The following is a 22,821-nucleotide window of genomic DNA, read 5'->3' on the forward strand; positions in this document are numbered from 1 at the left end:
TTATGGTTGTAATCATTTTGGGCCTACCCGGTTCCGGAAAAAGCTATTTCGCTGAAAGGCTGGCAAAAATGATTGATGCCGAATACATCAATAGTGATCGGTTGCGAAAAGAAATATTCCTGATATGCGTGTATTCGGACAAGGAAAAAGCGAAGGTCTATGATATGATGCTTCAAAAAATGAAAGACGCCATCCAACACCATAAAAATTTGGTACTGGATGCCACGTTTCATAAAAATGAAACCAGAAAACCTTTTGTTACGCAGGAAAAAGAGAACCTATTTTTTGTCCAGGTATGGGCCGATGAATCCATTATCAAGGAACGGTTAAAAAGAAATAGGCCCTATAGCGATGCCGATTTTGAGGTGTATCAACGCCTACAACAGGAATGGGAGCCTTTGGAGGAACCCCATTTGCTACTGGAATCCACGGACGGGAATATCCATAGCATGCTTCAAAAAGCTGCACAATACCTCGGATGGGACGATGACAAAAAAACAGATTGATATCTTGCTTTCCACAGGCAATTTTCCTGAAGTTACAGGTCAACGGAAATTGGTCGAAACCCATATATCCTGGGTAATCGTATGTGACCATTTTGTGTACAAGATTAAAAAACCCATTCAGTATTCCTTCCTTGATTTTTCCACACTTGAACTTCGAAAATACTATTGCCACAAGGAAATTGAACTGAACCAAAGATTTGCAAAGGACGTATATCTCAAGGTTTTGCCCATCTTTAAAATACAGGACTATTTGGCAATAGGAGGTACTAAAGGAACCATTTTGGATTATGCAGTAAAGATGCGTAAAATGAATCCTGATAAGCAAATGGATGTACTCTTAACAAAGGACAAGGTAACACCGACCGACATAAGAAACTTGGCCGAACGGATAGCACAATTTCATGGGAACGCAAAGATAATTTATAAAAAAAATGTATTGGATATTAAGCAAAGATTCAATGATTTGGTGGCGGAGAAAAAATTCCTGTCAGCGTGTTTCGGTATTGATAAAGTAGGGGTTATTGACCATGCGATAGGAACTTCCAATACCTTCCTTGACAAAAACAAAAAGTTGTTGGAGAATAGGTTGAGCTCCGGGTTTTTTAGGGATTGCCATGGCGACTTGCACAGCCGGAATATCTTTTTGTTGCCTACTCCACAACCGTTTGACTGTTTGGAGTTCAATGATGATTACCGCCATATTGATGTGCTGAACGAAATCGCTTTTTTATGTATGGACCTTGATGCGTTTGGTAAAAGGGAGTTGTCCGATCTATGTATAGAACACTACAACCTTAAGTTTCCAGCAATGAGGACACAGGAAGAATGTAATTTTTTTATTTATTATAAATGTTACCGTGCCAATATACGGGCAAAGGTCAATAGTCTTAGAGCCAAGAGCGCATCGAATGAAGAAGAGAAAAAGAAGGCACTAGCCGAGGTCAAAAAATATTTGGACCTTATGAAAAGTTATCTGGAATTGTTGATTAACGGATAGGTGATGTCAACCTAAAAAATGCGTTTAAATGACCATGGTCATTTACGGATAGTTTGCTGTGGCATAATTTTGTAGTACTTAAATATGTCAGCAATGAAAACAGTACTATACGCTACGGATTGTACCCGGAATTCCGCTCCTGCACTACGCTATGCGTACCGTCTTAGCAGTGCTATGGACGCTGAGCTACATGTTTTCCATGTATACGAGCTTCCTCCCGTTACAGTTGCGACGATACGACCTCCTAAGCAATTGAAAGAAAGACTACATCAAGAACAAAAGGAAATCGTTACAAATTACTGTAGCACCCATTTAAAAAATGAATTGTATCTAAATCCTGTGAAGATACAGGTTGTTGAAAGTAATTTTGTGGCCAAGAGCATACTATCGGCCGCATGGACCCTGGAACCGGATCTTGTTATTGTGGGCATGAAAGATGAATATACACTTAGGGGGATTTTTTCGGGAAACATTGCAAACGAACTTCTAAACAAAATAGATATTCCCATACTGGTATTGCCAAATGATATTTACTATCACGGGTTGTCTACACTTATATATGCTACGGATTTTGAAGAAGCCGATATTTACGCACTAGGTAGTTTAGTGAAAATTGCAGAGTCCTATGGTGCTCTCATCAAAGTAGTACATATACCACTTAAGACCGAAGCCGTTGCAGATCAGTATATGAAATGGTTTGAACGCAAGGTAAGACAACGAATATCGTATCCAGAAATTGTCTTTAGCATGTCCGAAGCAGAGGATGTGGAATCCGGATTACATTCCTACATTAGAAAAGAACGTGCCGATATGCTGGTGATGATGGAACGGGAACATTCTTCAATATATGATAAACTGTTCCATAGGGATTTGGTACGTACAATGGAAGGTGAGGTGTCCATTCCGTTATTGGCGTTCAACCAAAAAAGGATTTGCCTAGAAATGAAGGAACAGAAAAACAATTCGTATTCTCTTGCTCTTTAGGGTAAAATCTATAGAAGGTAGAGCTTTATTTTCAAGTCATATCCGTATGTTTTGCCTTAAGCTCTTCAAAAAAAGAGCAAAGGGTAACAGATTTTGAAGACGGGAATCCAAAAGCCTCAATAGGGTTTAAGCCCTTTTTCAATAAGCCGAATGTAGCAGCACATGAAAAGATATACCGTAAACCTTCCCAATGTTTTTTATTTCTTTGGCATATTGGTTTTAACGGTATATATACTTATTGCGGCCAAAATTGTCCTTGTACCGTTATGCTTTAGTTTTTTTTTGCGCTAATGCTAAAACCTGTGGTTTCTTTTTTGGAGCTTAAACTTCATAATAGGATATTGGCCATATTTACCTCTTACCTTATTGCAGTTGTACCATTGTTGACTCTTCTTTTCTTTTTCTTCAATCAATCTCGGATCTTGTTTGGAAAGTTGCCCTCGGCCAAAGAAAGAATAGGCTGGCTTACGGACCAATTTATGGATTGGCTGGATCAGAAATTCCGTTTGGACCCGGAAACTTCATTGGGTTGGGTCTCCGAAAATTTGAACGAGGCACTAGATATTCCCATGGGTCTGTTACAGGAGGGTTTCCAATCAGGTACAACGGTTTTGGCAAATATAGTATTGGTTGTCCTCATGACTTATTTTATCCTATTGTACCGGACCGCGTTTAAGAACTACATTTTGTCCCAAGTAAATCCCGAGAGGCGGGGAGCATTGGAACAGTTGTTCGGCGAGGTACAAAAGCTTACCAAACGCTATATGATAGGGCAGGGGTTAGTCATCATTATTCTGGGTGTTCTTATTGGGTCGGGTTTGTGGTTGATCGGTGTTCCATATCCCTTTTTTTGGGGATTTTTGGCAGGATTTCTTGAAATCATCCCCTATGTAGGTACTACGATCGGGGGCATTTTACCTTTTACCTACATGCTGATGATTTCCGATACCCTATGGCAACCATGGGCAGTGTTAGGTCTGTATGTTTTAATACAACAAATAGAAGGTAACTTGATTTCGCCCAATGTTATGGGACCAAGTATTAAGATTAATCCTTTGTTCATCATACTCGGACTTTTTTTAGGAGGGATTATGTGGGGTATTTCCGGAATGATACTGGCACTGCCCATTTTGGCCATTTCAAAGGAAGTGTTCAGAAGTTTTGATGCCCTGGCACCTTTGAGCTATCTTATGGAAGATGGCCTTTCGAGGAAATCCTCCATATTCATGGAAGAACTTGACCATGCCAAACATCGATTTTTTGACTTTTTCCTTAAAGAGGAGCAAGAATAGCCAACAAGTCTTTCAACCTCGGAAATCATGAACGGTTTTTCCTTGGGGATTTTTAATATTATCATACGATAGTGCAGTAGTAGTATTGAAATTGAATTAAAATAGTTGGTTTTGTTTTGAAAGATTATTCCGCGCTTTTATCTTTTCTCTGCTGTTTTTCCTGCTTCCTAAAATACCCCCGGGTCAAAAAGTTATGCTTTAAGGCTTCCATATTCTCATTGAACCGTTCCACGCCCTGTTCCACATTTTGTATGGTATTTTGTAGTTGAGAGACCAAAATGGTATCCGTTGCCAAATAATTGAGGGTTCCCTTTCCGTCCTTGATATCACCTACTACCATGTTGAGGTCCTTCGTCATATCTCTGATTTCGATGCTCGAAGTTTCCAAATGTGCAATAGTGTTCTGTATTTTAACCGCAGAAATACTGTCGTTGAAAAGCACGCCCATTGCACTTTCATCGGAATTGAATTTTTCGGCTATGTCGTTGAGTTGACTTATAGTCGCATTCGCTCCAAGGCTAGCATTCTTAAGATTAACCAACATCTGTTGTAGATCGTTGGCCATAAGGGTATCGTTCAACAGCCGTCCCAAAGTGCCCTCCCCTCGGTTAAGGGAAGCGGTTACCTTAAGCAGGTCTTGGGTAAGTTGGGCCGCGTTTTCATTGGTGACGCTCAAAGTATTCAACATATCAACGGTGGCAATCTTGCTCATGGCAAGAATCTCATCACCGGATTGTATCAAGGGTGCCGTACCATTACCCGGGACTACATTTATGACCATACTGCCCACAAGTCCGTCGGAACCTATAGTGGCAATTGCGTTCGTTTTAATGTGTTTTCGCATTTTTTCCTGTATCAACATGGAAACGCGTATGGCCGTGTCGTTCTGCATCTCAATACCGCTTACTGTACCGATGTTGATGCCCGCATACCTTACATTGTTGCCTTTTTGAAGTCCGTTAACGTTTTTAAAGACCGCATTGATGGTATAGGTATTACCGAATAGATTTTGCTGGTTGCCAATAAGGTAGACGGCAACTACCAATAAAATGGTTCCTATAATGACAAAAATGCCCAATCTGATTTTTTCCGAAGTAGTCTTTTCCATGATTTATTTTTTAAAAAATGCCTCGACCTTTGAATCTTTTGATGTTATAAGTTCTTCATAGGAACCTTCGGCATAATTGATTCCATCTACCAATAAAATCATCCGTTCCGAGATGACCCTAGCACAATCCACATCATGCGTAATGATTAGGGATGACGTGTCATACTTTTTTTGTATGTGTCGCATAAGTTCAATGATTTCCTTTGCCGTAATAGGATCCAATCCGCTCGTAGGTTCATCGTAAAGAATAATTTTCGGCCTTAGGATCAAAGCACGTGCCAGGGCTACCCTGCGTTTCATGCCGCCCGAAAGCTCCGCGGGCATCAAGTTCATGGTTTGGGCCAAACCCACACTTTCCAAGGCTTCCAGCACCAAAGGTTTGGTGTCCGTAACCACGCCCACTTTTTCGGTATGTCTTCTTAAAGGAAATTCCAGATTTTCACGTACGGTCATGGAGTCGTAGAGGGCACTTCCCTGAAATAGAAAACCAATATCGGAACGTAAGGCATCCAAGGTTTCGCGATCCAAGGTTTTTATTTCCTGTCCCATAACCGAGATGAAGCCCTTGTCCGGTTGCATTAAACCGACCAAACATTTGATCATGACCGATTTTCCAGAGCCCGATTTTCCCATGACTACCAAATTTTCCCCTTGGTACAACTTTAGGTTGAACCCATTTAGTACATGATTGTCGCCAAAACTTTTGTATAGGTCTTTAATTTCCAGCATTACCTTCCTTGCCTTGACTCCTTGTTCGTGTATCGTTTTTTCCTTTTTAGCTTCCATCACAGTTCATAAAAAATATCGGATATGAAAACTGCTATAAAATCGATGACAAAAAGTAGCATCGATGTGAAAACCACCGCCGTATTTGCTGCCAAACCCACTCCAGCAGTTCCCTTTTTGCAGTAATACCCCTTAAAGCATCCCACCAGCCCAATGGCAAACCCAAAAAAGAACGACTTTATGGTGGCTGGTATCAAATCGCCATAGGACAAGGCATCGAAAACCGTATTGAAATAGAGTCGAAAGGAAACCTCACCTTTAAAATATTCTACCAAAGCTGATCCGTAAAGGGCCACGGCATCGCCCAAAATAACCAATAATGGAAGCATCAATGTCGTTGCCAAGATTCGGGTAACCACTAAATACTTGAAGGGATTGGTGCCGGAGACTTCCATGGCATCTATCTGTTCGGTGACCCGCATAGAACCCAGTTCCGCCCCAATTCCAGAAGCAATCCGACCTGCGCATACAAGGGCCGTAATTACAGGACCTAATTCCCTAACAATGGAAATACCTACCATATTGGGCATCCATGATTCGGCACCGAATTGGATCATGGTGGGCCTTGATTGTAAGGTCAATACCAATCCAATGATAAAACCTGTGACCAGGACCAGGACCAGGGAGCGGTTTCCCATCTGAAAGCATTGCCGTAGCAGTTCCCTGATTTCAAAAGGGGGTCTTAGGGCTTCCTTAAAAAAGCGACCTGCAAAAAAGGAAAGCTCCCCGATTTCGATAAAGAACCGCCGTATTTTATTTGGTACATGAAATACTTGTGCCATATCTCAATTTTCGTGGACTTGTCCTACCTTAAAATTAAAAAGCAATAGGATTATTGGAAATGACGGCGGTCATACCCGTAGGTGGTATCTAGAGAAGACTGATCCTGCTCATTTTTAATGGATGTGAGGCTGCTTAATTTTAGAAAGTAAACCGAGGGAATCATGCGAACGACATTTGAGTTTCAACCTAAAAAATCAGGGATTAACGAAAGAGCACTATTGGACAAGTTGCATAATCTACCCAATATCTGGAATACTACGCTGGATATGGATAATGCAAGTATTTCCTTTGAATATCTAACAACCAGCGATTTGGAGGTCGTACGTAGGGAACTTCATGAGCTGGGATGCTCGGTGATTAACGATACGGGTCGTTTCGATATCCCTGAGAACCATCCTTAACCCCCCCTTAAAAATGAGTAATTGCCTAAAACTCATGATTATTTTAGGGCTACTGTTAAGGGTAGCTTTACTCGGAACTATCTCCAAAGATGGTTTTGTGATGGCCTACGATTTTTTAGAAACGGTTCGAAAACAAAATTCTTCCAAACAGATTTATATAAAGGATACCGTTCGGATACGGGGTTATTTCAGTTTTATGGATTCGTTGGTCGCCACCTATGATGATTTGACTGAATATCCGATATCGGAACATCTTTTGGTAAGGGCCAATCCATGGATCATCGATACTTTGGCAAATACGGACTATTACAGAATGTCAGCGCGGGATTCCTTTGTATATGACCAAAAACAACTAATCGTATTGCCCAAAGGGAATGTGCTAAAAGTTCCTGATTCCTTAATGGCATGTAATCTCTTACAGAATTTTGAAAATACCAGCATCGATGTGAATATTCCCGAATTCAAATTACGGATCTATCAAGACTCCGAACTGCTTTATACATTTCCCATAAGGGTGGGGCAAAACAGGAAGCGTTATTTGGTCATGGGCGATAGACGAACGGATTTGCGCACAAAACGGGGAAAAGGTGTGATCATAAAACACGTAAGAGATCCTGATTTCTATAATCCCGTGGATGGTAAACGATTTTATCTCACCAAAAGGGACGATGAAAAAACGACCTTAATGCCCCAAATACCTTGGCTGGAAACCGAGATCAATGGAAACCGGAATGGGCAGATGATACATCCTACCACTAATCCTGAAACTTTGGGAAAGGCTTATTCAAATGGATGTATCGGAGTAAAGGAGGCGGATGCATGGATCATCTATTATCACGCACCAATTGGTACCCCCATAACTATCCGTTATGATTTAAAAGTTAAGGATGAAAATGGAAACAAAAAAGTATTGAGGGATATTTATGATTACGAACAATTCCGTTAGGGCCTAAACGGTTTTCATTGGCGGCATAGCCAGTTTGTTTTGCTCCTAATCTAGTTATCGTCAAGATACTTACTAGCTTCTTTAACCAGGATCAGATTGCTCTTGATGCCCAATTTTTTGTGAATGTTCTTTCTATGGGTGTCAATGGTGAACCGGCTTAGGTTCAATTCTTGGGCCATTTGTTGACTTGTTTTTCCCCGGATGAGCAGTGCCAATATTTGTCGTTCCCGCCGTGTCAGTTTCAAATCTTTGGTTTGCCTCTCCATGGCCGTCCACTTTTCATGGATTCCTTTAAATTTTGGGCTAAAATAATGACTTCCTTTTGAAACTGTATGAATGGCCTCTACCAGTTCTTCCTTCTCGGCATTCTTTATAACATAGCCCTTGGCCCCGGCATCCAACATTTCAACAACATCGTCTTCCTGGTCGAACATGCTCAGGGCAATAATCGATGTTCTGGGGTATTTTTTTTGGAAGAGTTTGGTGATGGCAATACCGTCCATGATGGGCATCCGGATATCGGTAAGGATAATTTGTGGGCTATGCCTTTCCATAAGCTCCAACAATTCAAGGCCATTGGTGGCTGTACCGATTACATCAATGCCCAGCTCATTCTTCAAAATGGATTCCAATCCATTCAAAAACAATTTATGATCATCGACCAGGATGATTTTCACACTCATATGGGTACGTTTAAAATGACGGTGGTACCGTTACCGGGATTCGAATCAACTGTTAACGAACCCCCCATTTTTTGAATTCGGTTTCCAATGTTTTTCAGGCCAACCCCGAAATTGGTTTTTTTACTGTCAAAACCAATCCCGTCATCTTCATATAGAACGTTCAAGGTGTCATTTTCTTCTGAAAACTGAATGTTTACATTTTTTGCCTTGGCATGTTTTATGGTATTCGTCAGCAGTTCTTGTATGATTCTGAAAAGTTGTAATTCAATGAAGTTCTGAATTTTCTTTTTAAAATCGATATTGGTGACCTCAACTTGTAGTTTTTTGGTCGATTTCAATCGGTTAGCTACCCTATTGACTGCAGGAATGAGCCCTTTTTCTATCATGGCCGATGCATTCTTTTGATGTGAAATATGGCGCACATCGTCATAGGATTCATCTAAAACCATCTTTATTTTGTCATAAAGTGCTTGGTCACTCTTTTTGATATCCTCAACGAATAATTTCAGGGCCGAAAGTTTTCCACCTAAACTATCATGCAGATCTTCAGCGATGCGCTGCCGTTCTTTTTCCTGACCCTCGATCATTGCATCGATTCCAATCAATTCCTGTTCTTTGAGAAGTTTTTCAACTTTTTGGCTTTCCAGATCTTGCATTTGCTCGGCAATCACTCTTCTTTTTCTTGAGTTTTTGATATATGCATAGGTAAGGATACCGCCAATGAGCAGAAGGGCAAAGGCCGTGTACATAAGGTTTCTGTTCTGCCTCCTTTTGATGTCAGTCTGTAGATTGACGTTCTGCAGATTTAAAATTTCTTTTTCCTTTTTTTCAGTTTCGTATTTGGTTGAAATCTCGGCAATGGCCTTTTGGTTCTCAATTTTTAGGATACTATCGTTCAAGGCACTCTTTTTTTCCTCAAAGAATAGTGCTGTTTTATAGTCGCCCAGTTGCTGATAGGCGTTTGCCAAATTGTTATAAGTGGTACTAGCGTTCGAACCTTTGCCATACTGCAGAGCGGTTCTCAAATGAGGGATGGCTTTTTGCGTATTTCCCTTTTTTAATTGTAGATAGCCAAGATTGTTGTATAAAGTTCCGATTCCGTCATTGCTTTTGGTTTCCTTCCGTAGGTCAAGCGACCTCATGAGATAGTTTTCGGATTGGTCGTGATCGGTCTCAAGGTACATATTGCCAAGGTTGTTGTAAACTCTGGCCAGAGAGAACTGATCATTACGTTGTTTTGCCAAGGCTTCCGCTTGCAAAAAATAGGTTTTTGCCCTTAGGGTATCCCCCAATTTTAAAAATTCGCCGGCAAGATTGGGCAATGTGACGGCCTTGAAGGGAAGCATGTTTTTTCGGGTAAAGATGACTAGTGCCCTTTCACCGTAAGTAATAGCCTTCTGGGAGTCTCCCAGTTCACCAAATGCTGAGGATACATTGCTGTAACACTTGGCCATATTAATGCTGTCACCTTTCTTTTCGAAATACTGTGCACTTTGGATTAAGGTGGTCACGGCATTTTTGTAGTCCCCTTTTCTGAGGTGTACGGCTCCCAGGCTTATCCTAACGGAGGCGGCTTGGTCTTGATGACCCAATTCGTTGAGCAGATTAATGGATTCTTTGAAATGGAACGCTGCGGAATCCAGCTGATTTTGATAGAAGTTGGCCCTGCCCAGTTGGTTATGTGCCTCACTTTTTAAGGAGTCGTTATCAAAAAGCAATACTTTTTTTGCGAATTCCTTGCTTTGCGCTATTTCGGTGCGCTCAAAAATTTTCGATAGTTGTATGTGAAGTTTGGCCTTCCCTTCTTTTGAATCGGTCTGTTGCAACGCGGTCAACAGGCTATCTATCCGGGCCGTCTGGCCAAAAACCTGGACGGACATCAACAGGCATAGGAAAATGGTAATGATATGCAATTGCTTGGCGGTCATTACTTTAAAGTTATCAATTTTTTGCTTTATAGCGCTGCCTTATTTTTTTTAGCCGATTGAACGATGAGGTTGATTGCGCAATGACTTCTTTATTGGGCGCAGCTTGAACAGGCCGAACATGAGGACGCCACTTCCGATTCAAGCTTCTGTGAATAGGTCCGTATTTCCGTATAGAATAGATTGGTATCATCAGCCCCGTAAATTCTTGATTTTAAACCTTTTAAATAGGTGCCGCTAAGGCAGTTCGAAGCACTTATATGATTTAGGGCATAGTCTATAGTCTTGTCCATCCAATCCCAAGGGTACCCCTCGTAAGCACCAAGCTCCAGACTATTGACTAGTTTACCCAGACCTAAGAGGGTGTGGCAATTTATGCCGTTTGAAGTAGGCCTTGTGGCTTCACCAAACACGTAATAGATACGATGTCCGGCAATGGAGAATGTAATTGCTGTAAATTTTGCCGACTTTTTGGGTTGATAAGTAAAGGTATATGTGTTTGAGAACTGCGCGGGCTGCCAATCAAAAACCCCGGAACTACTTCCAGATGTACCTACAAGACCTATATTGCCATTATAGGTGTACTCTGGGTAGCCTGGTATCTTCAGCACGTTGTTGGAAGCCATGACATCGGCGATGCCCCATTTATAACCGCAAGGGGTCCGGCAACTTGCACATTGAAGGGTAACCCCGAAGGTCTCACCAGGTTGGAGCAGACTTAAATCTTTTGAAAATGTCCACCGAATTTCGTAGGCCCCAATACAACCTGAGCGATACGTTCGGTTAAAAACTGCGGTTCCACCATTTTTGTTGGCACTCAATTCAATATAGGGTTCATTTTTTTTCTCATGTACTACTTCAATGAACCTGACCGATTGCCCCATGGAAAAAATGGGCCATAACAGAATTAACAAGGTTCTTCTCATGATTGTCAGCTTTTTAAGGTTGAGTCAAACCTACCCCCCTTTTATTTTTAAACAAATACCTAACGTTAGGTATTTTAAGTCTTTTGTAGAGCTTGTACTTTTCGATTGAATCTAAAAACCAAGAAGTTATGAAAGCATTAACGCCTTTTTTATATCTAGCATTGCTATTGCCCTTAATGGGCTGTGAAGAATTGGAAGAGCTCATCGAGGAAGAATTTGATGTCTCGATTTCCTTTGCCGGAGATTTAGGGATTGTAAGCGAAACAGCAGTTAGTGAAGAAACCGATCCCATTACGGTAGCAACTGAGTTAGCTACCTATAGAATTGAATCTGATCCTGATATTGCCAATGCCATCAACGATCGGGGCGAGATAAGCAAGGTTACCATTGATAGAGTTCGCTATTCCTATAAAGATTTTGAAGGTAACGAAGAAGCATTTGTGATTGAGTCCGGATTTACTTTTGCAGATCCAAATACTATGTCAATATTTACTTCGGAAATTTTGGATAGTGGTATACGGATAGCTGAAGCTGATTTTAGGAATGACGCCTTTTTTCATGAGGATGATTTTAGTCCTATAGAAGCAGGATTGGCAGCAGGTTCAACGAGTATAATCATTGGTTACTTTGGTACACTTTCGCACAATCCTGTAGATTTTAAGGTGGGTATAACGGTAGATGTCACCGTGACCATAAAACCGGATATTTGATGGCAAGCAAAGGCTGGTTTCAAAGATTTTCGTAGCAGTGCACAAGACTTTTCAAGGATAACGGTTAAGGGCTAACTTTCACGTTCCGATGTAGTCCTTTCATACTATGATTGGTTTTAAGGTACCATAAAACTGGACAGCGTTACTAAATAAGGTTCAATCAAACATCTGTCTGCGAAGTCGATTTAAGAAATTCCGAAGGTGTGGTACCGGAGAGCTTTTTAAACACCTTGTTGAACGTATTTTTATTACTGAAACCGGAATCATAGGCCACCGCCAATATGGTAAGATGACGATATTCGGGATTGGTCAATCGAGATTTGGCTTCCTTGAAACGATATTCGTTAAGAAACTCATAGAAGTTTTTTCCCAATTCAACATTCAATACCTGAGATACCAAATACTTGGGTTTATTGATATCTTTGGAAAGTTTGGACAACGAGAGGTCATGATCTAAATAGGGCTTTTCCTTCTCCATGTAAACCAGGATTTCCGAAAGGTATCGCTTTAGATCGGATTCCAAAAGACCCGAACTTTGGTACTTTTCTCCAGTTGTATCCAGAAAAACCTCCGTAAAGGCCTTATTGCTCTTAATGGCGAGGACCACTAAAGTATGGATTGCCAGCGCGCAACAGAACATGGTTAGGTAATAAGCCCTAATATCGATAAATCCTTTTTGAAAGTACCACAGCAAGGCCAAAAAATCAATCAGCCAAAATACCAGAAATCCTAGGGCAAATTTCTTTAGCCACATTAGTTTGCTTTTATAGACCTTACCTATGTTCGTCTGGGATTTTTTGGAAAGTAGCCTCAAAGAAATAACGATATAAACTAAGCATTGTAGTATTTGCGTTACACTGAATATTTGGGTTCCCAAATCTAAAACCTGACTATTGGACTGTATTTGATTTTTGATCAACAGGATTTTTGCATCACCCGGAAGCATAAAAAATGGAAGCATATATACAACGGCCAATAAAAAAGGTAAAGTATGCAGTAAATCAGAGCGCTTCAATGTAAGGCGAGTGCTTAAGATAGATTTTATATAATACAGGAACAGAGGCCCTATTAGAAAGAGAAAAGGGAGGCTTAAATGGGTAAAATGGGGAATCTTGATGTATAGGGTAGAGTTAATGGCAAGGTAATTCAGCAAGTTCAATGAGAGGATTACAATAAGTGAAATCAAGAAGTATTTGGACTTCTTCTTAGAAACCCCGGTGACGAGTACAATACTTAGAGATAAACCTTGTAAAAACCCAAAAAGTAGAAGTACCGACCAGATGTTAAAAGTGATATCCGTTTGATGCTCCATATTCAAAAATACGTCTTAAGAATACAAATGTAATGTCTTGGCAACCATTGTTCAAGGTAGGCCCATAAAATAGGTCACGCTCAATCTACGGATACCATAAACTTATGTATTTGAAGTAATCTTGTTCGGAATAAATCAAAAACCCTATGGAAGGATTAACTATACTGAGAACCGCCCTTAAAGGGAACGGTTTTTTCTCTTTGGCAACTGTTGCACTCACTTTGTTATTGGGCAAATCGGTAACGGCCATCAATGAAATGGCCAATGGCCAACCTACGGCTTTTTCAATTCAACTGCTTGTATTTGCCGCTGTAGTTTTGATTTCGGCCTATAGACAAAAAGTGTCCACACTTCTTGTTTGGATAATTATCGTTCTGGACATTTTGTATGTGTTTCTCGGATTTTACAATCTTTTTGCCATAGCCTCCCAGATAAGCACAGGAGGCAAGCTATTGATCATTGTTACGAATGTTATGGTTGCCCTATTTGCAATTTTTCAAACTATTGGAATAATCAGGTATCGAAAATCATTGAAAACGATTACGGAATAGAAAATTCAAAAAAGTAATATTCAATACGAAAACAATAGCATGAAAAACAAGATTCAAATACATAAAAGTCTTGGGTTTTTCCTTGCACTGGTCATGTGCGTTTTGGTCAATGCTTCTGGGCAGTCTGTTGCGGATATCATTGATATTAGGCCAAAGGAAATTATGGATTTGGTTGATGGTAATACTACTGAGATTTCGGACAGGGACAAAAAGGGAAGACTGCTTTTAAATGAATGTTTTGATGCACACGGATGGGTTGAGGGAAATTCAAGCATCATTTCTGCGACCTATATCGATGATTGGTCAGTAGCTCCAGAACCCCTCCGCAAGTACAACAATTGGCCTCATTTAAAACAAGCTTTACAACACGATTTTCTGTCTTTTCGGTTGGGACATTCCCGGGTCCGATTACTTAATGGCCCTTCCAAGAACGAAATATGGGGTATTGACCATAATGTTCCATACAAGATAATTGATGGAAAGGCCAGACAAGTGGACGATTCGAATATGGTTCCGGCGCTGGTTGGAAAGGAGTATTTTATTCAGTTACCCTATTGGATAAAAAAGGTTCCTATAGTCGCTCATGTAAGGGACACCGTGCTTCAAGATAAGGCCTATCACTTGGTTTTTGGGACTTGGGAAACCCCTAAGGCCAACTCTACATTTGACCAGTACGTCTATTGGATAAACCAGAGGACCAAACTGCTGGAAATTGTTCAATACACGGTACGGGTAGTAGACCCCAAAGCTGTGGGGTTTGTTGTCTTTGATGATTTTAGGGAGATTGATGGTATGGTAATTCCCTTCGTACATCGTTTGGGATATTTGCCGACCCCAGAAGGGCTAATTCATGAAATGAGATTCCAATCCATAGTTCTGGATCCTAAAGGACTATCTATAAGTGATTTGAGGGGACTTGACAAAAATGATTAGTCCTAAAAGTGCATTTGGCACAATAACTTCATTTATATCAAGGGAATGCGGGGAAATTAAAAAAATGCAAATTCGTGTTCTCAAAGTACGTACCAAATAGCGCAACGGATTGTACTTGTATTACAAATGACGGATAAAATCCATTTTGCTTCCCAAGATTCGAACGACTCCAATACCGTTTTCTTCTTTTTTATAAAATATGACATATGCCTTTTGACGAAACCGAAATAGGCGTATACTCAAGAAAAAAGAATCAATGCCAAAATCAGGTCGCTGGGCGAGTACTTCTAAACTCATCTCCATTTCTCTCAAGTATAATTGAGCCTGTTTAAGGCCAAAGTTACGAATACCATATTCATAAATACCGGCTATATCATCGGTGGCAAGTCTTGAGAGCTTACAGTCGGCCATCGGCTCTCATTCTATCCTCGACCTCTTGCATAATGTCAGACACACTTTTATCACTAATACCACTATCCAAACCTTCCTGTAGTGCGGTTTCCAACTCCGTTATCTGTCGATGCTTAGCTTGATCTTGTCGTACCAAATCTCGAATGTATTCACTGTCATTGGTAAAGTCGCCCTTTTCAATTTGTTGCTTTATCCAAGCGTCTTGTTGTTCGGTAAATGTTATGGATTTTCGAATTGTTGCCATATGGATAAAATTAAATCGTAATACTATTGGTGCAATATAACTCGATATCGAATCATAAACAAATAGATTTGACTATAATCCTTGTGTGCGAGGGTAAATTCACTGATTATTTGCCCTCTTTCGCTGAAAGGGTATAAAAATGACCTTCGTAGGTCTTTAGTACAATTATTTGAATTAACGGTAGCTCTTGAATAATTGTTTGTAGTGCTGAAGAATTCCCAGAAAAGTAAATCATCCTTTATTAAAACTTTAGCCAACCAAAAGCTTGAGGGTGCAATTTATTTTATGAAACCTTAAAAATAAGGTTTTCAATTTTGTCACTTACCGTTCTGTTGGCTTCCCCGCCGCTTTCGATTTCACCACAATTCGTTAAAATTAGAATGGCAACATCTTCGTCCACGAACCATCTGATGGCACTATTATGTCCAAATGATTCGCCACCGCGGGACCATATTTCTCTGGTCCCTCTTGATGTCGTCGTCGTATACCAACCATATCCAATACCTATACCGCTTTCCAGTGTAAGATGTGGGCCGAACAACTGATCCAATGACCCTTTATTTAGGATTTGAAAAGTCGTCAGGGCCTTAAAATAAGTATTGAGGTCGATAATGTTGGTCGTAATACCCCCGGACGCTCGGTAACCCCAATTGGGGTGCAAATCACCAGGTGGGAATTTTTTCAGCTTCCGTGCGAACGCGTCCTTATGTTGTTCATCCGCCTCGAACCAAAAATCCGTGTTCTTCATCATGGCCCTTTTAAATAGGTTTTCCCGAGCAAATTCTTCATAGGTGATACCTGATATTTTCTCAATAACGGCTGCGGTTAACCAATAACCGGCACTGGAGTATTTAAATTCACCTTTTGGCCCCAAGGGTCTTTGGTATAAAAGTTCCATATTGGCCTCCCTAGTAGTTGCTCCATAGGTCTCATATTCATTGCTTAAACCTGATGTATGAACAAGCATATCATGAATGGAAATGTTCCCGAAATGCGTTGGACAATTTTCATCGAGCATGGATAGCGAATCGGATGTTTTGAAGATTCCTTTTTGTTGGGCCACTAGGGTCAATACGCCAGTAATACCTTTGGTAGTGGAAGCCAAATAAAACTGGGTCGAGGGCTTTACGTTGTGGCTCTTTAAAGAGTCGATCCAACCATAACCCTTCTGAAGAATAACAGTATCATTTACAGAAACCACAACGGATCCTGAAAATCCGACAGCGATTTCTCGCAACAGTAGCGAATCAACACGTTTTCCCAACCCGTCGCGAACAATGGTATGGTCGTTTGAGTACGGGCGATATGAATTTACATGAGGTTTTTGCTTACATGAACTTAGTATGACAATGAACAGTGCTACTATTAGATTTTCTTTCATCGTTTTTTTGGGCTCTGCTTCAATTTACAAATTAAATGACCATCTTAATCTCCCGTGTATTTGATAATTTTTTGTAAGGTAGCCTTATCGAATAAGAGCATTTAAAAAATTTATTGTATGTTTGTAATATATGTATAGTACAATATTATTATAGTATAATGATCAAATTTAAATTGGACCCTAAGACCGGAATCCCCTTTTACAGGCAAATCATTGATCAAATTAAGTTTGGTATTGCCTCCGGAAACTTAAAAACAGGTGAACAACTTCCTACGGTTAGGTCTTTGGCCGTGGATTTGAAGGTTAATTTAAATACGATAGCAAAGGCTTATAAGGAACTTGAAATCCAAAATGTACTGGAGACGCATCAGGGTACGGGTACTTTTATCAACGAGAACAAAATCAAGATATCGGCAAAGGAAAGGGCGCAAAAACTTGGTGAAATATGCAACGAGTTTTCTTCCATCGCCTACAGCTATGGATTTACCATAGACGAGATAATCGATCAACTACAAAATCAAAAATAATATGAAAGCGATCACCAAAAAATTTTGGAACCCCATTTCCGCGACCGTAATGATAACCACATCAAGTATTTGCGTTGCGCTTTACTACTTTGATGTGGTCAACTCCCAACTACTGGCTTTACTATTGTTGGCTTGTCTGTTGTTATCAAGATCCATCCACATAGCCGATCAGTGGGAAAAAGCCGTCGTATTAAGGATGGGCAAATTCCAAGGCCTAAGGGGTCCAGGTATATTTTTCATTATTCCCATTATCGATCAAATAGACAAATACATTGATCAGCGTGTAAGGGTCACGGATTTTAAGGCGGAACAGACCTTGACAAAAGATACGGTTCCGGTAAATGTGGATGCAGTGGTATATTGGACGGTTTGGGATGTTGAAAAGGCAGCTCTGGAGGTACAGGAATATGAAAGGGCCATTTTCTATATAGCGCAGACCGGATTACGGGATATCATTGGGAAACATGAGTTGGCGGACATTCTTCAGGAAAGGGAAAAAATTGCAGAGGATTTACAAAAGGTTTTGGACCACAATACGAATCCCTGGGGGATTACTTGCCAAACGGTTGGGATAAAGGATATAATCATTCCGCAAGTTCTGGCCGATGCCATGAGTAAGGAGGCCCAGGCGGAACGTGAGCGTAGGGCACGGGTAATCCTTGGAACGGCCGAAACGGAAATTGCCCATAAATTTTCAGAAGCCAGTGAACGCTATAAAAAGAATCCCGTTGCCTTGCACCTTAGGGGAATGAACATGTTATTTGAAGGTTTAAAAGAAAAGGGGTCCATGGTTATTGTACCCAGTTCGGCATTGGATTCCATGAATCTTGGGGCCGTAGGCGGATTGGTATCCCTGGCAAAAGCTAATGAGGAAGAATTTCCGGGTATGGACTAAATATTTGATTATTGATAAATTAAATATTGGAAGGCCGGACCGGGGCTCTTCATAAGACCCAATGTTGCCTATTTTTTATTTGGCCTTCATTTTGTTTCCCCGTTTGTTATGTGTCACTTCGGCAAGTCCCAGAGCCTCCATAAGTGGTGGAATATACATGCCGAACCGACCCTTAAATCCTTTTCTCAGGCCATACCAACCGCCAACAGGGTTTTCAGGAGACCGACCCCAATGTTCAACAGTATCGGGTTTTGTTTCCACTTTCTCATCTTTGCTGCCAAGTTCTATCCAATCTCCACGTTTTTTGAGCATTTGATGCAAGTCCTCAATGCAGCGTATATCATAGTGCAGCACGGTTGATTTTACAGTGCATACCAGTATTTCCCTGCCATCTTTTTCGTCTACATGCATGGTGTATTCCGATGATTGCGGAGGTGTCTTAAGCACCATTGGATTTTCTTTTGTTCCGATTTTTTCTCTGTAGTTCATTTCGTTGTTATTTTGAGTTTTGGATGAATTCGGCTTCTTTCTTAAGGTCCTTGGCGAATTTTTCAAAGGATTGGTCAAAGGGTGGTATCATTCTGGCGAACAAAGGAAACATAGGGCCGCCTATTTTCTCTGTCATCATAAAGTTGGTAAGTTCGTCACCGACTGTTTTTAAGGTGTACGTACGTTTGCCCATGGCATCGCCCCAGACCAAGCGGTTCTCAGCCTCAAATTCCTTTACTTTTAGCTTAAAGGTCCTTTTGGGGTCAAGTACTGATTTGAGTTTAATTTTTTCGCCTTTGGTTATATCGCCTTCAATGGATAGTATAGTGCTATTCCAACGGCTAAAATCCTCTGCATTGGTCAATAATGCCCAAATAATACTCTTGTTGGCTTGGATGTCGATACGTACTGCGGTTTCTCTACTAAAGACTTTTTTACGGGTTACGGCTTTGCCGTCTGATGCCATGTTTGTCATTTTCTGTTCTTTTTCGTTTTATTTATATTCTTTTGACGTTTGAACAGGATATAACGATAGGCAATTTGTTATTTTTTTTTGGTAACATCGTCCATCACCTTTCTATTATGCTCTAAATGATGTAATTGAAGGTCTGAGCCATTGGAATTAAAGGGATCGATGTTCTTAACGATTTCAAGTCGTAAATCCAGCAAGTGCTCTCTGTTGGGATCATTCGCTTTTTTTGCAAATTCTATTTTATTCTTCTCCTCCTCAAAATTCTGTTTCGGATTAAAAATACCGTTGAGTTCCGAACATTGATGACAGGTTCCCTTCTTGTTGATCAAGGCACATCTCCCTTCAAAAATTTTGACCATTTTGGCACGTGCCGTATGCAAATAATATTTGACCATTGCCTCGGTGATATCCAAAATTTTGCTGATTTCCAATACCTTGAATTCATGGACTTCTTTTAGCAGGAGGCAGATTTGTTGTTCAAGCGGTAATGATTTTGAAATACAGGTAAGACAAAAATTTATATGCTCCTTGATCTCAAATTTTGCTTGCTGCGATGTTTGTTGGATTTGCATTATTTCCGGAAAATAGTTGGGATTGGACAATGCTTTCTCGCGGCAAATGTCCGTAACATTTTCGGTCCAACGTTTTTTTGCGCGTAGATTGTCCTTTGCAAGGTTTGAAGCAATGGTAAAGATCCATGTCCTCACAGAACTTTCGCCACGGAACGTATCAATTTTCTCCGAGGCCTTGATAAAAGTATCCTGAACAATATCCTCCGAGTCTTGAACACTCGCTGTAATTCTTAGTATATAGGCCTTAAGTTGTGGTCTTGCCTGTTCAAATTCATTGGTGAATTGTGCGTTGGTCATTTTTTCTTTTAGCTTTAAATCCGGGATATTACTTTGAATACCTGTCTGATGGAGGAGTTATATACCCCCATAGGAAATTTTGTTGGGAATCCTTGATTTGAACTTTGGCAAAACTTACGTATTGGGGCTTTTCTTGACGTTTGCCTTACCATGTCCCGCTCTATTTTACTTCAAAGGTCAGCGTGGCCCAATTGGATTCATAATCAAATTCCTCCTCTTTACTTTCCTGCATGTGAATAGTCGCAATATACCATTGGCCTAAGTTAGCGATGGTAAAGCTGACCTCCCCTTTTTCGTTGGTTTTTAAGGAAGTTTCCTCCTTGTCCTGCTCTTCCAAGTTTATACGTGAGCTTACGTGAACGGTTTGATTGCCAAGTGGCTCACCCTCATATACAAGTTTGAATGATGCTTCATCACCAACCGATAGTTCATACGGATTTTTCAAAGGGATGAATTCAATGGGGTAATCCAGTTGGGTTGAAAAGTTGTCCGTTCTTGTATCGTCCACTTGAAAGAGGGCCTTAACGTGCTTGGAATATTTTTCATTGGCGGTGCGGTTGGAGATTCCTTTGTTTTTTCTATCCGAAATTACCCCGGTCAATCCTTCGTGTTCCAGATAGGCCATAAAATCCTTCCCACTGAGTTCAATAGCCCTGGGGAGGGTAGATATTCCTGCCACATAAGTACCGGCTTTGCCGGTTTTGAATTTTAAATAGGTGATGTCATCGGTATCATAAAAATCATCGGAGGTGGGTATAAAATTGTAATCAGGACCGAGTATTTTTGGATTAACGATTCGGTCTCTGGTAATCACATTTTCACTTTTATCAAATGTTCCATTAAAAAGGTAAAGTTCCTCCTGGCTATTTTCTTCAAAAAAATAACGGTCGGACTTCAGGAACAGTTCGTGGGATGATAAAAGTAAGTACAGGATTACTAGAATAAAGGCGGTATATGTTCTTCTCATTTCAACACAACTATTTTTTTGCGTGTAACAAAGTTATGGCAACGAAAGATACAATTACGATATTCCAAATAGAATTGATGAGATAAATCCAACCTTATCCATAATTTCACATATGGGATTTAAGCCGAAAACTTATAGGGCCTTATATATCTTGAGGTGGAATTGTTTCGTGCTATCCACTTCAAAAACCCTCATTTTATAATTACCCTTTGGTTCGTATACCGTCATTTCTGGTAGGTTTGAGGTTGATAATTTATCGGTATGTGGATATTGGCCCATGGAATTGCCAATGGCCTCGGAGAGATGCCTTTGTGGCCCAATAGTGTTCTCAGATTTTCTTTTCAATAGGGTAGAGGGTTCTGTACTTGTATCGCTCCGGTGTTTCTCAACCTTGGTATTATCCCGATTTGTATCTTCGGATTTTTGCATATCCTGGGCATGCATAGGATAAACACCCAACCATGCCATTGCGGTGAGATAAAAGAACTTTTGCATATCAAAATAGTTTCAGTATCTAAATTTAGTGAATTACAATCCCGTATCTAAATTTTTAAAGGTGGATCTTTAGAAAGGGCTTACCAATGTTCGGTTCCTGGATTCCCTTTAAAAGGTCCAACTAGGTCGGGTGTTATCCATCCCGCATAAAATCTACCGGGTTGGGGCAGGACCTTTATCCCATCCACTTTGCAATCCAGATACTGTGGGTAGAAGGCCAAATGACCTTTTAGTCCCTCAAACTCACTAAAAGGTTTGGGATATGACCAGGCTACCGGTAGGTCCGTCATATCTTTCAGTGCCCAATAGACGGCACTGCCCTTCCATTCGCATAATGAGGTTTTTCTGGGCATGCTACTAAGCATACTCATGTCGATATCCTGCTCTGGGATATAGTATGTTGGCGGACTGGCGGTCTCCAGCACGGCCAGGGCATCTTGGGAATTGGCAATACGTGTGCCCTTATGGTGGATCGTTACCGGTTTGGTGACTTTTTCGATAATAGGTGGGCGGGCAAAGTCCCAAACGGATCGTTGTCCTTTTTGGGGTTCAATGGCGAAAGGCGGTCTCTTTTCACCTTTGTGGCTCCAGCCCTCGCGGGCCTTCTGCAACCAGTTTACCTGGGTTTTGCTTCGCGCATTGGACTTCATGGGATTGTTCTAAATTTTTAGAGTTTCACCTAAATGTACGCTATCGTATTTGAACGGAGCGTTGGGCTTTTATCATTTAATTACCCTTTTAGGGTTAGCGATGCCGTTAACCCGACGCAAAAATTCCGAGGTAAACGTTCCACACCAAGTATAGATCTGCTATGAAGTCCCGCATCTCTCAATACCTTTACGAATAGATTTGACGCTCCGTCCACAACTAGGGGTGAATCGTCCCAATCTTCTCCGGACTGAAAATAGGCGTCGACACGATTTAACCCCAGTATGTTTTCAAAACCTATTTTATCGTTTATTTGCGCCAATACATGTAGTGCGCAAAGTTCCATGGCTTGGATACCCTCTTGGGTTGTTAAATCATTGCCCAAACGGCCCAGATAGAAATATTCACCGTTCAAGATCGGGAACTGTATGGCAACATAGGCGATACTTCCTCGAATAGTAACGGAAAGATAGTTCCCTCCCGGTGTTGAGACCTCAGGTAGTTGTAGCCCCAGACCTCTTAATTTTTGTGTACTAGGCTTCCGGTCATCCAATCGTTTTTTTGCATTTTCACTTAACAC

Annotated in this window: 27 protein-coding genes and 1 pseudogene; 11 read left to right on the forward strand and 17 right to left on the reverse strand. The window is 40.8% G+C overall.

The annotated features are described in order from the left end of the window. Positions 1–2: 2 nt before the first annotated feature. The 4 genes and pseudogenes from D7Z94_RS18530 to D7Z94_RS18545 form a co-directional block, all read left to right on the forward strand. Complete coding sequence (locus D7Z94_RS18530) at positions 3–506, forward strand: AAA family ATPase (protein WP_120713033.1); 504 nt, start codon at positions 3–5, stop codon at positions 504–506. Beyond that, on the forward strand, positions 487–1,503 hold the full coding sequence (locus D7Z94_RS18535) for a hypothetical protein (RefSeq protein WP_120713034.1): 1,017 nt from the start codon (positions 487–489) through the stop codon (positions 1,501–1,503). The genes D7Z94_RS18530 and D7Z94_RS18535 overlap by 20 nt, the downstream gene beginning before the upstream one ends. Positions 1,504–1,596: 93 nt before the next feature. Next, positions 1,597–2,487: a universal stress protein gene (locus D7Z94_RS18540; protein WP_158594684.1), complete on the forward strand. Its 891-nt coding sequence runs from the start codon at positions 1,597–1,599 to the stop codon at positions 2,485–2,487. A gap of 287 nt (positions 2,488–2,774) precedes the next feature. After that, positions 2,775–3,779, forward strand: a pseudogene (locus tag D7Z94_RS18545) (AI-2E family transporter); the annotation flags it as partial. A 124-nt stretch (positions 3,780–3,903) separates the two neighbouring features. Here the strand turns inward: D7Z94_RS18545 and D7Z94_RS18550 are convergent. Genes D7Z94_RS18550 through D7Z94_RS18560 form a run of 3 tightly spaced genes read right to left on the reverse strand, consistent with a single transcriptional unit; the run spans position 3,904 to position 6,455 of the window. Further along, positions 3,904–4,887 (reverse strand): MlaD family protein, encoded by a 984-nt coding sequence (locus D7Z94_RS18550; RefSeq protein WP_120713037.1) that lies wholly within the window; start codon positions 4,885–4,887, stop codon positions 3,904–3,906. Positions 4,888–4,890: 3 nt separating this feature from the next. Further along, positions 4,891–5,616, reverse strand: coding sequence for an ABC transporter ATP-binding protein (locus tag D7Z94_RS18555; RefSeq protein ID WP_211341815.1), 726 nt, complete (start codon positions 5,614–5,616; stop codon positions 4,891–4,893). Between the two features lie 56 nt (positions 5,617–5,672). After that, positions 5,673–6,455 carry an MlaE family ABC transporter permease gene (locus tag D7Z94_RS18560; protein WP_120713039.1) on the reverse strand — a complete coding sequence of 261 codons (783 nt, stop codon included), beginning with the start codon at positions 6,453–6,455 and terminating at the stop codon, positions 5,673–5,675. A gap of 162 nt (positions 6,456–6,617) precedes the next feature. Here D7Z94_RS18560 and D7Z94_RS18565 point away from each other — a divergent pair, with 162 nt between their 5' ends. Both D7Z94_RS18565 and D7Z94_RS18570 read left to right on the forward strand, forming a co-directional pair. Beyond that, positions 6,618–6,857 carry a hypothetical protein gene (locus tag D7Z94_RS18565; RefSeq protein WP_120713040.1) on the forward strand — a complete coding sequence of 80 codons (240 nt, stop codon included), beginning with the start codon at positions 6,618–6,620 and terminating at the stop codon, positions 6,855–6,857. Between the two features lie 13 nt (positions 6,858–6,870). After that, positions 6,871–7,803 carry a L,D-transpeptidase gene (locus D7Z94_RS18570; protein WP_120713041.1) on the forward strand — a complete coding sequence of 311 codons (933 nt, stop codon included), beginning with the start codon at positions 6,871–6,873 and terminating at the stop codon, positions 7,801–7,803. A gap of 50 nt (positions 7,804–7,853) precedes the next feature. Here D7Z94_RS18570 and D7Z94_RS18575 read toward each other — a convergent pair whose 3' ends face one another. From D7Z94_RS18575 to D7Z94_RS18585, 3 genes are all read right to left on the reverse strand, one after another. Then, positions 7,854–8,486, reverse strand: coding sequence for a response regulator transcription factor (locus D7Z94_RS18575; RefSeq protein WP_120713042.1), 633 nt, complete (start codon positions 8,484–8,486; stop codon positions 7,854–7,856). Beyond that, on the reverse strand, positions 8,483–10,414 hold the full coding sequence (locus D7Z94_RS18580) for a tetratricopeptide repeat-containing sensor histidine kinase (RefSeq protein ID WP_120713043.1): 1,932 nt from the start codon (positions 10,412–10,414) through the stop codon (positions 8,483–8,485). The genes D7Z94_RS18575 and D7Z94_RS18580 overlap by 4 nt, the downstream gene beginning before the upstream one ends. An 89-nt stretch (positions 10,415–10,503) precedes the next feature. Continuing rightward, on the reverse strand, positions 10,504–11,337 hold the full coding sequence (locus D7Z94_RS18585; protein WP_147415930.1) for a hypothetical protein: 834 nt from the start codon (positions 11,335–11,337) through the stop codon (positions 10,504–10,506). A 128-nt stretch (positions 11,338–11,465) separates the two neighbouring features. On the opposite strand from D7Z94_RS18585, the gene D7Z94_RS18590 reads away from it, so the two are divergent. Continuing rightward, positions 11,466–12,047, forward strand: a complete 582-nt coding sequence (locus D7Z94_RS18590; protein ID WP_147415931.1) for a hypothetical protein — start codon at positions 11,466–11,468, stop codon at positions 12,045–12,047. Positions 12,048–12,207: 160 nt separating this feature from the next. Here the strand turns inward: D7Z94_RS18590 and D7Z94_RS18595 are convergent, their stop codons facing one another. Further along, complete coding sequence (locus D7Z94_RS18595) at positions 12,208–13,359, reverse strand: helix-turn-helix domain-containing protein (protein WP_120713046.1); 1,152 nt, start codon at positions 13,357–13,359, stop codon at positions 12,208–12,210. 146 nt (positions 13,360–13,505) lie between these two features. Here D7Z94_RS18595 and D7Z94_RS18600 point away from each other — a divergent pair, with 146 nt between their 5' ends. Beyond that, positions 13,506–13,910, forward strand: a complete 405-nt coding sequence (locus tag D7Z94_RS18600; RefSeq protein ID WP_120713047.1) for a hypothetical protein — start codon at positions 13,506–13,508, stop codon at positions 13,908–13,910. Positions 13,911–13,949: 39 nt separating this feature from the next. Next, positions 13,950–14,843, forward strand: a complete 894-nt coding sequence (locus tag D7Z94_RS18605) for a DUF6503 family protein (protein ID WP_120713048.1) — start codon at positions 13,950–13,952, stop codon at positions 14,841–14,843. Between the two features lie 120 nt (positions 14,844–14,963). On the opposite strand, the gene D7Z94_RS18610 is transcribed toward D7Z94_RS18605, so the two are convergent. From D7Z94_RS18610 to D7Z94_RS18620, 3 genes are all read right to left on the reverse strand, one after another. Next, positions 14,964–15,254 (reverse strand): type II toxin-antitoxin system RelE/ParE family toxin, encoded by a 291-nt coding sequence (locus D7Z94_RS18610; RefSeq protein WP_120713049.1) that lies wholly within the window; start codon positions 15,252–15,254, stop codon positions 14,964–14,966. After that, positions 15,241–15,498, reverse strand: a complete 258-nt coding sequence (locus D7Z94_RS18615; RefSeq protein ID WP_120713050.1) for a type II toxin-antitoxin system ParD family antitoxin — start codon at positions 15,496–15,498, stop codon at positions 15,241–15,243. Before D7Z94_RS18615 ends, D7Z94_RS18610 begins: the two co-directional genes overlap by 14 nt. A 283-nt stretch (positions 15,499–15,781) precedes the next feature. Continuing rightward, entirely contained in the window at positions 15,782–16,879 is a 1,098-nt protein-coding gene (locus D7Z94_RS18620) for a serine hydrolase domain-containing protein (protein ID WP_120713051.1), read from the reverse strand. Positions 16,880–17,037: 158 nt separating this feature from the next. Here D7Z94_RS18620 and D7Z94_RS18625 point away from each other — a divergent pair, with 158 nt between their 5' ends. Then, positions 17,038–17,406, forward strand: coding sequence for a GntR family transcriptional regulator (locus D7Z94_RS18625; RefSeq protein WP_120713052.1), 369 nt, complete (start codon positions 17,038–17,040; stop codon positions 17,404–17,406). A gap of 1 nt (position 17,407) precedes the next feature. Further along, positions 17,408–18,301 (forward strand): slipin family protein, encoded by an 894-nt coding sequence (locus D7Z94_RS18630; protein ID WP_120713053.1) that lies wholly within the window; start codon positions 17,408–17,410, stop codon positions 18,299–18,301. A gap of 75 nt (positions 18,302–18,376) precedes the next feature. Here the strand turns inward: D7Z94_RS18630 and D7Z94_RS18635 are convergent, their stop codons facing one another. From D7Z94_RS18635 to D7Z94_RS18665, 7 genes are all read right to left on the reverse strand, one after another. Next, positions 18,377–18,790 carry a DUF6855 family protein gene (locus D7Z94_RS18635; RefSeq protein ID WP_120713054.1) on the reverse strand — a complete coding sequence of 138 codons (414 nt, stop codon included), beginning with the start codon at positions 18,788–18,790 and terminating at the stop codon, positions 18,377–18,379. A 7-nt stretch (positions 18,791–18,797) separates the two neighbouring features. Continuing rightward, positions 18,798–19,265: an SRPBCC domain-containing protein gene (locus tag D7Z94_RS18640; RefSeq protein ID WP_120713055.1), complete on the reverse strand. Its 468-nt coding sequence runs from the start codon at positions 19,263–19,265 to the stop codon at positions 18,798–18,800. A 68-nt stretch (positions 19,266–19,333) separates the two neighbouring features. Beyond that, a complete protein-coding gene (locus D7Z94_RS18645) occupies positions 19,334–20,131 on the reverse strand; it encodes an RNA polymerase sigma factor (protein WP_120713056.1) in 798 nt (265 codons plus the stop codon). Between the two features lie 160 nt (positions 20,132–20,291). Further along, positions 20,292–21,098 (reverse strand): DUF4198 domain-containing protein, encoded by an 807-nt coding sequence (locus D7Z94_RS18650; protein ID WP_120713057.1) that lies wholly within the window; start codon positions 21,096–21,098, stop codon positions 20,292–20,294. Between the two features lie 132 nt (positions 21,099–21,230). Next, entirely contained in the window at positions 21,231–21,593 is a 363-nt protein-coding gene (locus D7Z94_RS18655) for a hypothetical protein (protein WP_120713058.1), read from the reverse strand. Positions 21,594–21,673: 80 nt separating this feature from the next. Next, the gene (locus tag D7Z94_RS18660; RefSeq protein ID WP_120713059.1) at positions 21,674–22,243 is read right to left on the reverse strand and encodes a DUF427 domain-containing protein; all 570 of its coding nucleotides are present in this window, start codon (positions 22,241–22,243) and stop codon (positions 21,674–21,676) included. Between the two features lie 80 nt (positions 22,244–22,323). Next, positions 22,324–22,821, reverse strand: coding sequence for a RidA family protein (locus D7Z94_RS18665; RefSeq protein WP_245967244.1), 498 nt, complete (start codon positions 22,819–22,821; stop codon positions 22,324–22,326).

Source organism: Ulvibacterium marinum (assembly GCF_003626755.1).
GTDB lineage: Bacteria > Bacteroidota > Bacteroidia > Flavobacteriales > Flavobacteriaceae > Ulvibacterium > Ulvibacterium marinum.